Here is a 12,491-nt window from a genome sequence, read left to right as displayed (position 1 = left end):
GCCGAAGGAGTGAGCATGAGCACCTACAAGGTCGGCTATTTCGTGGGGAGTCTCTCCTCAACGTCCATCAACCGGATCCTGTCCAAAGCACTCATCGGCGTCGCGCCGAAAGAGCTCGAGCTGACGGAGATCCCGATCCGCGACCTGCCGCTGTACAGCGCCGACTACGACGGCAACTACCCGCCGGAGGCGAATGCGTTGAAGGAGGCGATCGGCCGCTCTGACGCGATCCTCTTCATCACCCCGGAGTACAACCGTTCGATCCCCGGCGGGCTGAAGAACGCGATCGACTGGGCGTCGCGGCCCTGGGGGCAGAACTCGTTTGACCACATCCCGGCCGCCGTGATCGGGGCATCGATCGGCTCGATCGGCACGGCCGTCGCGCAGCAGAGCCTGCGCGGGGTGCTGAGCTTCGTCAACGCCCGCCAGATGACCGCGCCCGAGGCGTACATCCACTACACGCCGGAGATGTTCGCCGACACGGGAGAGGTGCTCATCGAGAGCACCGCGGAGTTCCTCGCCGCGTTTATGAACGAGTTCCGCGACCACATCACGCGCGTGCTGACGGTTCTGCCGCGCACCTAGTGCAGCGAGCGGGGGCTTCTGCACGGTGTCGCAACGCGCGACTGTGCAGAAGCCCCCGCTCGGTGGGGCGGTGGGCGCCGTTACTCGGCGAAGCCCTCCAGCACGGTGATCATGGTGCGCACCGAGGCACCGGTGCCGCCGCTGCTGGTGACGCCGTAGGCCGCACCGTTGTGCGTGCCGGTTCCCGCGATGTCGAGGTGTGCCCACGGGATGGTGCCCGAGCCGTCCGCGGTCTTGCCGATGAATTCACGCAGGAACACGCCGGCGAGCAGCGAACCGGCGTCGCGCACGGACGGGTTGAGGTTGGCCAGGTCGGCGAAGCGGGAGTCGAGCAGGCCGCGCAGCTCGCCGGGTAGCGGCATCGGCCAGTGTGCCTCGCCGGTGGCCTTGCCGGCCGCCACAACGGTTGCGACGAGGTCGTCGTCACCCATGACGGCGGCGGTGCGCCGGCCGAGCGCCACGATCGCGGCACCGGTGAGGGTGGCGACGTCGATGATCGCGTCCGGGTGCTCCTCGCTCGCCAGGGACAGGCCGTCGGCCATGACCAGGCGGCCCTCCGCGTCGGTGTTGAGCACCTCGACGGTGGTGCCATCACGCATGGTGAGCACGTCGTTCGGGCGGATTGAGGTGCCCGAGACGAGGTTCTCGGCCACGCACAGCCAGGCGGTGACGCGCACGTTCAGCTGCAGGCGGGCGGCGGCGATGGTCGCGGCGAGCACGGTGGCGGCGCCGGCCATGTCGTGGTGCATGGTGAGCATGAAGTCGGCCGGCTTCATCGAGTTTCCGCCGGTGTCGAACGTGATGCCCTTGCCGACGAATGCGAGGTGCTTGCTTGCGCCGGCCGGGTTGTAGCTGACCTTGATCAGGCGGGGCAGGCGTGAGGAACCCTGGCCGACGCCGAGGATGCCGCCGCAGCCCTCCTCGGAGAGCTTGGCCTCGTCCCACACCTCGACGGTGACCGGCAGACCGTCGGCCGCGCGCTCGGCGGCCGTGGCGAAGGATGCCGGGTAGAGCTCGGCGCCGGGGGTGTTCGTCAGGTCCTTCACGAAGTTGACCGCATCCGCTAGCACGTCGACCCTGGCCAGCTCCTCGGCGGAGACGGCGGCCGGGCTGAGGACGGTGACGGAGGCCGCCGTCGGCTTCTGAGCGGCCTTGGTCTTGCCGCGGAACACGTCGAACGCGTAGGCGCCGAGCGTTGCGCCCTCGACCGCCGCGATGGTGTCGGCCGCGCTGTTGATACCGAAGTCGAGCACGAGTGACTCGGCGCCGGCGAGCTGGCGCACCGCGGAGGCGGCCGCGTTGCGCACGGCGTCGGTGCCGGCATCCGCACCCAGGCCGATGATGGCCACGCTGCCGAAGGACGGGTCCTCGGTGGGCAGGCGCAGCAGCTCGTCGGCCTTGCCGCCGAAGCCGAACGTGGCGAACTGGGCGGTGATCTCCTCGACGGCCGGGGCATCCCCGAGCAGCACGGGGCCGTCGGAGCCCGAAACCGCTCCGAGCACGAGGACATCGGCGCTGAGGGAGTCGAGTTCCGCTGCGCTGGGCGCAACACGAGAAGTGGTCATGGGGAGTCCGTTCTTTGGGGCTGGCCGCACCGGAGAAGTGCCTAGAAACGACCCTAAGCGATGCACAGCCACGTCGAAGCGTGAGAACTGTAGTGTCAGGGTTGACGGTTGCAGCGAAGCATTTCTGAGAGTGGGGCGCGGTGAGTGAAACGGGCGGCACGAGAGCGGAACGGCGCGCGCCCGAGCGCCCCGTCCGGCACGGCCGCCAACGCCGTCGCAGTGCCACGCGCGACCTGCTGAAACTCACGGCCGCCGCGATCGCCGTGTTGTTCGTCTCCACGAGCGCCGTCGGCGCCTACGCGGTGTTTGACACCCTGCGCGGCGTTCAGGACAACGCGGTCGACATCTCGGCACCCGGCAGCACGCCGTTGCCCATCCCGCCCGGCTTCGGAGCGGTCGAGGGCGGGTTCAACCTGCTCGTCGTCGGCACAGACAACGACGCCAACCAGGGCACTGACTTCGGTGTGCGGGATGCCACCCTCAACGACGTCAACATCCTGCTGCACGTGTCGGCCGACCACCAGAACGCCGTGGCCCTCACCCTGCCCCGCGACCTGGTGATTCCGCAGCCGGAGTGCACCGACCCGAAAACCGGCGAGACGTTCGGCTCCACCGATGCGCTCCCGCTGAACAACGCCTACGAGAGGGGCGGCCTGGGCTGCATCGTCAAGACCGTCTCGAGCGTCACCGGCCTGGACATCGGATACGCCGGCCTGGTGTCGTTCAACGGCGTGATCGCGTTGAGCAACGCGGTCGGCGGTGTGCCGGTCTGCCTGGCGGAGCCGGTCGTCGACCCCGGTGCGGCCCTCGACCTGCCGGCCGGCGAGAGCGTGATCTCTGGCCCGACGGCGCTGGCCTTCCTGCGCTCGCGCTACGAGATCGGCGACGGCAGCGACCTCTCGCGCATCTCGAACCAGCAGCAGTTCATGGCCTCGTTGCTGCGCACGGTGCGCTCGGATTCGACCCTCTCCGACCCGGTCAAGCTGTACGGGCTGGCCCGCGTGGCCTCCGACCACATGACCTTCTCCACCTCGCTGGCCGACCCCGGCGCGATGATCTCGTTGGCGCTGAGCCTCAAAGACATCCCGCTCGACAAGGTCGTCTTCGTGCAGTACCCCGTCGTGGATTCCTACGATTTCTCTGGCAAGGTCGAGCCGGAGCAGCCCCTGGCCGACGAGCTGATGGGGATGCTGCAGAACGACCAGGCGTTCAGCCTGCCACCGGACTCCGCCGGCGCCGGTGTCGTGGAGCAGGGCGGGAGCGCGACCCCGTCGGCACCCCCGGCCGATACCCCGTCCGCGGCCCCCGATGCGACCGCCGACCCCTCCGCCCCGGCCACAACGACGCCGCCGACCGAGGCACCCGTCGTGCAGGGGCTCACCGGCCAGACGGGCGCACAGACCACCTGCACCAAGGCGTTTGGCGGCTAGAGCCGGCCGGTAGTCTGGGACGAGGCGGCATCCGCGCGCCGCCCGTCATCCCCGCCCCGGAAGGAGCGCCCCATGGCATTGGTCGACAACGGCATCTACCGCGACGGCACCAGGGTCAAGACCCCGACAGCCTCGACGAGACGTTCGAGGCCATGCGCGATTCCGGCGGTTTCGCCTGGATCGGGCTCTACCGCCCGACGGCGGACGAGATTCATGCCGTCGCCGCCGAGTTCGGGCTGCACCACCTGGCCGTCGCCGACGCGCTGAACGGCCACCAACGGGCCAAGTTGGAGCGCTACGGCGACTGCCTGTTCGTCGTGCTGCGGCCGGCCCGCTACCTCGACGCCGAGGAGGAGGTCGAGTTCGGCGAACTGCACATGTTCGTCGGGCCGGACTTCGTGATCACGATCCGGCACGCGGAGTCGCCGGACCTCGCCGCCGTGCGGCGCCGGCTCGAGAGCTCGCCCGACCTGCTGTGCTTCGGCCCGGAGGCGGTGCTCTACGCGGTGCTCGACCAGGTCGTCGACGAGTACGGGCCCGTCGTGGCGGGCCTGGAGAACGACATCGACGAGATCGAGGACGAGCTGTTCAGCGAGTCGATCGACGTGTCGCGGCGCATCTTCGGGCTCTCCCGCGAGGTGATCGAGTTCCAGCGCGGCATCGCCCCGCTGCGCGCGATGATCGAGGCGTTGCAGGCCGGCAGCGAGAAGTACAAGGTCGACCTGGAGCTGCAGCGGCATTTGCGCGACGTGCTCGACCACGTCATCCCGATCGGCGACCGGGTGGCCAACTACCGGCAGTTGCTCCAGGACGCGCTCACCGTGCACCTGACCGTTGTCGGGCAGCGCCAAAACGAGGAGATGCGCCATCTCTCCGAGACCAGCATCGCCCAGAGCGAAGAGGTCAAGAAGATCTCGAGCTGGGCCGCGATCTTGTTCGCCCCAACGCTCATCGCCAGTATTTACGGCATGAATTTCGACGTGATGCCGGAGCTGCACTGGGCGTTGGGCTACCCCTTCGCCGTTGGCCTGATGCTGGCAATGGGCTTCGGGCTGTACCGGGTGTTCAAGAAGCGCAACTGGCTTTAACGGTTACCGGCTGGGGCCAGACGGCTGGGCGGCCAGCCACGCGTCGATCTCGGCGAACAGCTGCGCCTTGCCGGCCGGATCGAGGAAGGACGCCTCGACGCCGTTGCGGGCGAGCAGGGCACGCTGGGCCGCGCTGAGCCCGAAGGCCTCCTGCAGCGCAGCCATGTTGTCATCGATGTAGCCGCCGAAGTAGGCGGGGTCGTCGGAGTTCACGGTGACCAGCAGGCCGAGCTCCAGCATCTGCGGCAGCGGGTGGTCGGCGATCGTTTCGACGACGCGCAACCGCACGTTGGAGAGCGGGCAGACCGTCAGCGGCATCCGCTCGTCGACGAGGCGCTGCACGAGGGCGTCGTCCTCCAGGCTGCGGATGCCGTGGTCAACGCGTTCGACGCCGAGCAGGTCCAACGCCGTCCAGACGTAGGCAGGCGGGCCCTCCTCGCCGGCGTGAGCCACGAGGCGCAGGCCATTGGCTTTGCCGAGGGCGAAGACCTCGGCGAACAGCTCCGGCGGGTAGCCCACCTCGGCCGAGTCCAGTCCGATGCCGTCGACCGGCACCGGGCCGGCGAGCACCTGCTTGAGCACGTCGAGCGCCTCGGCGGCCGGGCGGTCACGCAGGAAGGCGACGATCAGCTTGCTGCTGATTCCGAGCGTGCGCTCGCCGTCTTGCAGCGCGTCGTGCACGCCGCCGAGGGCCTCGCCGAGCTCGACTCCGCGACTGGTGTGCGCTTGCGGGTCGAAGAACACCTCGGCGTGCCGCACGCCGCCGGCGGCGGCACGCTCGAGGTAGCGCGTGGTGAGCAGGGCGAAGTCGGCTCGGGTGCGCACGACGTCGAGGTTCGCGTAGTACAGGTTGAGGAACGTCTGCAGGTCGCTGAACGCATACTGCTCGCGCAGCTCGTCGAGGGAGCCCCACGGCAATGCCACCCCATTGCGTTCGGCGAGCTCAAAGATCAGCTCGGGTTCGAGGGTTCCCTCGAGGTGCAGGTGGAGTTCGACCAGGGGCAGGCGCATCAGACCATTCTGCCTGCTATTCGGCGGCGGTGGCCTCTGCGGCATCCTGCTTGGCGATCTCGGCGTGCACGGCGACCATATCGATGCCCTTGACGGCGTCGACGAGCTCGTTGAATGCGGCAGCCGGCAGTGCGCCCGGCTGCGAGAACACGAGCACCTTGTCGCGGAACGCCATCAGAGTGGGGATCGAGGTGATGTTCGCGGCGGCGGCCAGACCCTGGTTGGCGTCGGTGTCGACCTTGGCGAAGACCACATCGGGGTGCTTCTCGGAGGCCGCGGAGTAGACGGGGCGAAGTTGCGGCAGGGGCCGCACCAGTCGGCCCAGAAGTCAACGAACACGATGCCGTTCTCGGTGATGGTCTGGTCGAAGGTTGCTTCGGTGATGTCGATGGTAGCCATGGGCTCGCTTTCTGTTGTGTTGAGAGTTTGTTGTGTTGAGGGTTTGTTCGCCTGGGGTCAGGCGAGGGTGAGGAAGAGCTTCTCGAGCTCGGCGACCGTGAGCGGCTGTTCGGCGCTCTCGTCGGCCGCGGTATCCGCGGTGACACAGTCACGCATCGCCGTGGAGATGATGGCGAAGCCGGCCTTGTCGAGCGCCCCCGTCACAGCGGAGAGCTGGCTGACTACCGTGCGGCAGTCTGCCCCCTGCTCTACCGAGTCGATCACGGCGTTGAGCTGGCCGCGGGCCCGCTTCAGCCGGTTCAGGATGCGACGTTGGGCATCGTCGATGTCGATGTTCCCGCTGGGCTCGATCATGCCGGGGCTCCGCTCAGGGTGGGCAGGCCGGCGGCGACCCACGCGCCGGTTCCGCCTGCGACGTTGACGGCCTCGTAGCCGCGCTGCTCGAGGTACTGCGCGACCTGGGCGCTGCGGCCGCCCGCCGCACAGATCACGTACAGCGTCTCGTCGACCGGTACCTCGTCGAAGCGGTCGACGAACTGGCTCATCGGGATGCTGACGGCGGTTGCCGCGCGCACCTCGGCGAACTCGTGGTCCTCGCGCACGTCGAGGATGATGGCGCCGTCGATGGCGGCGAGTTCGGTCGGCTGGATTTCGATCATCGTGTGGCACCTTCTGTGGTTGGGGTGGAAGCGGGGGAGTTGTCGCGGAGGGCGTCGGCGCGCTGGGCGTCACGCCAGGTGAGGTAGCCGCCGTCGAGGTTGACGACGTCATGGCCGAGGTTGCGCAGCAGCCGGGCGGCGGTGTGCGCCCCCTGGCCGACCCGGCAGTGCACGACGATACGGCCCGCCGGGAGTTCATGGTGGCGTTCGCGCAGCTGCTCCACCGGGATGTGCGTGGCGCCGGGGATCAGGCCCTCTGCCAGCTGGCCGGGGGCGCGCACGTCGAGCAGGAACGCGCCGGAATCCAGCGCCGCCTGCAACTCGTGCCACTGCAGGGTGGCGTCGGTGCCGGCCGCGCGATTGCGGTTCAGGTAACCGAGCAGGTTGACCGGGTCCTTGGCCGAGCCGTACTGCGGGGCGTAGGCGAGCTCAAGGTCGGCGAGGGCGGATGCCGGCAGGCCGGCGCTCATCGCGGTGGCGATCACGTCGATGCGCTTGTCGACACCGTCGCGGCCCACCGCCTGGGCGCCGAGGATCCGGTCGGAGGCCGGGTCGACGAGCAGCTTGATCGAGAGCATCTGGGCACCGGGGTAGTAGCCGGCGTGCGAGAGCGGGTGGCTGTGCATGACGCGAACGGCGCGGCCTTGGGCGGTGAGCTCGCGCTCGTTCCAGCCGACGCTGGCGGCGGTGAGCCCGCGGAAGCCGACGATGGCGGTGCCGAGGGCGCGCGGCGACGGCGCCGCCGGAATCGACGAGTCGAGCCCGGAGATGGTGTCTGCGACGGCGCGGCCGTGCCGGTTGGCGAGGCCGGCCAGCGGCAGCAGGCGGGGCTCGCCGGTGGCGGCATCCGTCTTCTCTGCCACATCGCCGACGGCGAAGATGGCCGGGTCGGAGGTGCGGTGCAGCTCGTCGACCAGGATGCCGCCGTGCGGGCCGAGGGCAAGGCCGGACTCGGCGGCGAGGGTGCTGGCGGGGCGCACTCCGATCGCAGAGAACACGAGGTCGGCGGGGAGCACGCTGCCGTCGCTGAGCGACAGGGCGTCGTCGTCGAAGCCGACGACCTCGACGCCGAGGCGCAGGGCGACTCCGGATTCCAGCACGTGGTCGGCGAACGGCGCGACCATCTCGGCGTCGAGCGCCGAGAGCAGCTGCGCTCCGCGCTGCACGATCGTCACAGAGAGGCCGCGGGCCACCAGGTTCTCGGCCAACTCGACGCCGATGTATCCGCCGCCCAGCACAATGGCGTTCTGCAGAGGGGCGTCCTCGACGGTGGCGGCGAGGGCCTCCATGATGCGGTCGAGGTCGGCCACGTCGCGCAGGGTGTGCACGCGCGGGTCGCCGTCGAGGGCGGCGGGGATGTTCGGGGTGGCGCCGGGGGAGAGCACGAGGGTGTCGAAGTGCTGCTCGCTGAGCTCGCCGGTGGCCACATTGCGCAGGCTGATCGTGCGCCCGGCGCGGTCGATCGCGACGGCCTCCGTCTGCACGCGCACATCGAGACGGAATCGGTTGGCGAGCGCCTGCGGGGTCTGCAGCAGCAGGGAGTCCCGCGCGGCGATGGTGCCGGAGACGTGGTAGGGCAGGCCGCAGTTCGCGAAGGAGACGTGCTCGCCCCGCTCGACCACGATGATCTCGCGTCGCTCATCGAGGCGGCGCAGCCTGGTTGCGCTCGACATGCCGCCGGCGACTCCGCCGACGATCACGGTGACTGGTGCCTGCTCGCTCACGGGACTCCTTACTGATTGGATACCCCAAGGGTATGCGAGCAGTCTGGGAGAATGCTCTCTCCGCATGTTCATTGAGCGAAACTCCGGTCACCTGCACGGCATTCCCGCCCACTGGAAATAGTGTGGCTGTGTGTGGCGAATGGATAAGAAAAACGATGACGACGACTTCCTGTCCGAGTTTGACGGCGACGCGGAGGAGTCCTCGCCGGCGCCCGGCCCTGCCCACACCACTTCTCCGCATGCGCTGAGCCTCGGCGACCCGAGCCTGCTGGCGGGCAATATCGCCGAGAGCGAGTGGGAGCGCTGGCGCAACGAGTTGGCCGAACTGGGTGGGCGCTCGCCGCTGCTGCACTTCGACGACAACACGCGCACCCGCATCGAGCTGAGCGTGACGCACCCCGGTGGGCTGCCGCCGTTCATCACCGGCAAGACCACCATGCTGTCCAGCCTGATCCGCGACGAACTGGCCCTGCGCAACGCCCGCCTCGCCGCCGGCGTGATCACCCAGCGCGGCATCGAACTGCGCTCGATGCGCGGCCTCGAATCGGTGCACCTGGCGATCGGGCTCGCCCAGTGGCGCTACGGCGACCAAGACTTCCTCGGCCCGGTTCTGCTGCGCCCGCTCGCGATCCGCCGCTATGGACGCGACTTCGAGCTCAAGCTGACCGGCGCGCCCTTCCTGAACCCCGCGCTGGCCCGCGCCCTGCAGGAGCAGTTCCAGATCTCGCTCGACGCCGACTCCTTCGTGGCCCTGGCGCTCAGCAACGGCGCGTTCAAGCCGCAGCCGGTCATCGACAGGCTGCGTGGCCTCACCTCGCACCTGCCCTGGTTCAACGTGATGCCGCGCCTGGTCGTCTCCTCGTTCGTCGAGGTGGGCAGCACGATGTCTGCGGATGCCGCCGTGCTCGAGCACCCGGTCATCGACGCGATCGCCGGCAACCCGGCCGCCCGCAAGAGCATCGAGGCCGCATACACACCGGTGCAGCCGCCCAGCCAGGATGCCAGGCCGCCGGCCACCGACACGCTGCTGCTGGATGCCGACGCCGAGCAGGAGAACGTCGTCGCGCAGATCGCCGCTGGCAACTCCATCGTCGTCAAGACCCTGCCGGGCACCGGCGGAACGCAGACCATCGTCAACGCGCTCGGCGCGCTCGTCGGAGCGCACAAGCGAGTGCTCGTCGTGAGCGCGCGCCGCTCCACCCTCGAGGGCATCACGCACCGTCTCGGGCAGGTCGGCCTGGGCGGGCTGGCCGTCACCCGCCGCACACTGCGCCGTGACGTCATCCAGTCGATCAGCCGCAACGAGAAGGCCGTTCAGCCGAGCGTCGGCGAGGTCGACGACGCCCTGGTGCGCCTGCGCAAGGTGCTGCTCGACTACCGCGGTGCGCTCACCCGCAAGGACCCGACGCTCGGCGTCTCTGTGCTGGACGCGCTCGGTGAGCTGGCCCGGCTCGCCCTGCTGCCGACATCCCCGTCGACGACGGCCCGGCTCGACCGGGTCTCGTTGGAGGCGCTCGCACACGACCGCTCCGTGGCCGCAGAAGCGCTGATCAAGGCAGCTGCGCTCGGCGAGTTCCGCTACGGCCCTGGCGACTCGCCCTGGTACGGCGCCTCGTTCCGCTCGACGGCCGAGGCCACGGCCACGCACGAGCTCGCCAAGCAGCTGGACCGCGTCGAGCTGCCGCGCCTGCTGGAGCGGGCCAACGCGCTCATCGCCCAGACCCGTCTGCGGCCATTCGAGTCGGTGGCAGAGCTCGGCATCTACCTGCGGCTGCTGCTCGACATGCGCGAGACCCTGGACAAGTTCCAGCCCGCCGTGTTCGACCGCTCTCTGACCGAGCTGATCGCCGCGACCTCCCCGCGCCGGGAGTCGCCGGAGATGTCCGGTGTGAACCGGCGCCGGCTGAAGAAGCTTGCCCACGAGTACCTGCGCCCCGGCGTGCACGTGACCGACATGAACGATGCGTTGAAGCGCATCCAGCAGCAGCGCACCTTGTGGCAGCGCTACGTGGTGGCCGGCTCGACCCCCGAGGTTCCCGTCGGCATCGCCGACGTGCACGTCGCATACACCCGGGTGGCTGAAGACCTCGCCAAGCTCGACGCCCCGCTCGGCGTCGCCGGAACCGCCCGCCAGCTGGCCGCCCGCCCGATCGCAGAGCTCGCCAGCGCGCTCAGCGGCCTCGCCGCCGAGTCCGAGGTGCTCGCCAACCTGCAGGAGCGCACCGCGATCCTCGGGCAGCTGCGCGAGCTCTCCCTCGACCCGCTGCTGATGGACCTCTCGCAGCGCCATGTTCCCGAGGCCGCCGTCTCGGCCGAGCTGGAGCTCGCCTGGTGGCAGTCGGTGCTGGAGTCGATGCTCGGCAACGACAAGGCGCTGCTGAACGCGAACACGCACGTGCTGGACCGGCTGGAGTCCGACTTCCGCCTCGTCGACGAGGCCCATGCCGGCGCCTCTGGCGCGCAGCTGGCCTGGCTGTTGGCCGAGACCTGGAAGATCGGCGTCGTCGACTGGCCAGAGGAGGCCGACGCACTGCGCCAGCTGCTGCGCACCGAGCGCACGACGCCGGCCGCCCTGCACGAGGCCGCGCCGCACCTCTCGCGCGTGCTGGCCCCGGTCTGGCTCGCGTCGCCCTACGAGGTGGCCGAGATCACCGACCGCATCGCCTTCGACACCGTCGTTCTGGTGGATGCCGGTGCGACGACCTTCGCCGAGAACCTCGGTGCGATCCGCCGAGGCAAGCAGCTGGTGGTCTTCGGAGACCCGGTGACCCAGTCGCCCGCCCCGTTCGCGACCGGCATCAGCGAGGCCGCGCTGGCCGACCAGACGCCCTCGGCCCAGGCCGAGGAGGAGTCGCCCGAGAACCGCAGCGCCGTCGACGCCCTGCACGCGGACTCCGCGCTGGCCCGGCTCGGCGAACTGCTGCCGACGCTCACCCTCACCCGCAGCTACCGTGCAGGCGGCGAAGACCTCGCCGAGCTGGTGAACCGCCGCTTCTACGGCGGCCGCATCGACTCCCTGCCGTGGGCTGGCAGCTTCCTCGGGCACGGCAGCCTGGCGCTGCACTACGTCAGCGGCGGCCACGGCATGCCGGACGCCGACACCGGCGCGGTGGAGAGCGTGGACGCCGAGGTGGCCGACGTCGTCGCCCTGGTGCTCGACCACGCCATGAACCGGCCGCGGGAATCGCTCATGGTGATCACCGCCAGCAACCGGCACGCCGTCCGGGTGCACCAGGCGGTGCTGGCCGCATTCGCCAAGCGCACCGACCTCAGCGACTTCATCCTGGGCGACCGGGTCGAGCCGTTCACGGTGCTCACCCTGGAGCAGTCCGTGGCGCAGAGCCGCGACCGGGTCATCTTCTCGATCGGCTACGGCCGCACCCCGCACGGCCGGCTGCTCTCGAACTTCGGCGCCCTCGGCGAGCCGGGCGGCGACCGCCTGCTGGCCGTCGGCATGACCCGAGCCCGGCGCGCCATGGACATCGTCTCCTGCTTCCGCCCGGAGGACATCGACGAAGACAGGCAGCGCCACGGCATCCTGGCACTCTCTCAGGTGCTCAGCCAGACCGAGGCCCGCGAGGCCGAGGTGCACCTGCCCGACGACAGCGAGCCGATGCTGCTGGACCTGGCCGCCCGCCTGCAGAAGATGGGCATCAGGGTCGAGCTCGGCCACCGCGGCAAACTGGCGCTGGCCGCATCGCACGAGGGCCGCGCAATCGTCGTCGAGACGGATGCGGCGGTCGGCGAGTCCAGCCTGCGCGAGTCGCTGCGGCTGAAGCCAGAGGTGCTGCGCCGGCTCGGCTGGCACTACCTGCGCGTGCACAGCTTCGAGCTGTTCAGCGACCCGGATGCCGTCGCGCTGCGCGTCGCCGCCGTGCTCGACTTCCGCCCCGCCGCCTACTAAGCGCCGGTTGAGCGTGTCGACGCCATGATTTCGACAAGCTCAACCAGCGGGCAGGCTCCCGCTCGAGTGGCGCTGTTGGCCGCGTAGGCTGGACAGCGATGAATGACAAGAACGCCGCCCCGCGGC

The 12,491-nt window shown here is 69.7% G+C and carries 8 protein-coding genes and 2 pseudogenes; 4 read left to right on the top strand and 6 right to left on the bottom strand.

Annotation, left to right across the window (positions count from 1 at the left end):
* Nucleotides 1-15 precede the first annotated feature (15 nt).
* Nucleotides 16-585, top strand: coding sequence for an NADPH-dependent FMN reductase (locus tag AWU67_RS10725; protein ID WP_067228741.1), 570 nt, complete (start codon nucleotides 16-18; stop codon nucleotides 583-585).
* Between the two features lie 80 nt (nucleotides 586-665).
* On the opposite strand, the gene AWU67_RS10720 is transcribed toward AWU67_RS10725, so the two are convergent.
* The gene (locus AWU67_RS10720) at nucleotides 666-2,150 is read right to left on the bottom strand and encodes a leucyl aminopeptidase (protein WP_067228738.1); all 1,485 of its coding nucleotides are present in this window, start codon (nucleotides 2,148-2,150) and stop codon (nucleotides 666-668) included.
* 140 nt (nucleotides 2,151-2,290) lie between these two features.
* Here AWU67_RS10720 and AWU67_RS10715 point away from each other — a divergent pair, with 140 nt between their 5' ends.
* Together AWU67_RS10715 and AWU67_RS10710 are read left to right on the top strand one after the other, a co-directional pair.
* The gene (locus AWU67_RS10715) at nucleotides 2,291-3,580 is read left to right on the top strand and encodes an LCP family protein (RefSeq protein WP_067228735.1); all 1,290 of its coding nucleotides are present in this window, start codon (nucleotides 2,291-2,293) and stop codon (nucleotides 3,578-3,580) included.
* Nucleotides 3,581-3,652: 72 nt separating this feature from the next.
* Nucleotides 3,653-4,668: pseudogene (locus AWU67_RS10710) on the top strand (magnesium and cobalt transport protein CorA).
* Nucleotides 4,669-4,671: 3 nt separating this feature from the next.
* Here AWU67_RS10710 and AWU67_RS10705 read toward each other — a convergent pair.
* The 5 genes and pseudogenes from AWU67_RS10705 to AWU67_RS10685 all read right to left on the bottom strand — a co-directional run bounded on the left by AWU67_RS10705 (nucleotide 4,672) and on the right by AWU67_RS10685 (nucleotide 8,410).
* Entirely contained in the window at nucleotides 4,672-5,679 is a 1,008-nt protein-coding gene (locus tag AWU67_RS10705; protein ID WP_067228733.1) for an adenosine deaminase, read from the bottom strand.
* 16 nt (nucleotides 5,680-5,695) lie between these two features.
* Nucleotides 5,696-6,078 (bottom strand): annotated as a pseudogene (locus AWU67_RS10700) (thioredoxin family protein).
* A gap of 57 nt (nucleotides 6,079-6,135) precedes the next feature.
* A complete protein-coding gene (locus tag AWU67_RS10695; protein WP_067228731.1) occupies nucleotides 6,136-6,432 on the bottom strand; it encodes a metal-sensitive transcriptional regulator in 297 nt (98 codons plus the stop codon).
* Nucleotides 6,429-6,737: a rhodanese-like domain-containing protein gene (locus AWU67_RS10690; protein WP_067228729.1), complete on the bottom strand. Its 309-nt coding sequence runs from the start codon at nucleotides 6,735-6,737 to the stop codon at nucleotides 6,429-6,431. Before AWU67_RS10690 ends, AWU67_RS10695 begins: the two co-directional genes overlap by 4 nt.
* Nucleotides 6,734-8,410 (bottom strand): FAD-dependent oxidoreductase, encoded by a 1,677-nt coding sequence (locus tag AWU67_RS10685; RefSeq protein ID WP_067232592.1) that lies wholly within the window; start codon nucleotides 8,408-8,410, stop codon nucleotides 6,734-6,736. The genes AWU67_RS10690 and AWU67_RS10685 overlap by 4 nt, the downstream gene beginning before the upstream one ends.
* A 181-nt stretch (nucleotides 8,411-8,591) precedes the next feature.
* Here AWU67_RS10685 and AWU67_RS10680 point away from each other — a divergent pair, with 181 nt between their 5' ends.
* Complete coding sequence (locus AWU67_RS10680) at nucleotides 8,592-12,365, top strand: ATP-binding protein (protein ID WP_067228726.1); 3,774 nt, start codon at nucleotides 8,592-8,594, stop codon at nucleotides 12,363-12,365.
* The last annotated feature ends 126 nt before the right edge of the window (nucleotides 12,366-12,491 follow it).

Source organism: Microterricola viridarii (assembly GCF_001542775.1).
GTDB classification, from domain to species: domain Bacteria; phylum Actinomycetota; class Actinomycetes; order Actinomycetales; family Microbacteriaceae; genus Microterricola; species Microterricola viridarii_A.
The sequence above is the reverse complement of the archived record's forward strand: the minus strand, read 5'-3'. Positions and strand labels throughout refer to the sequence as shown.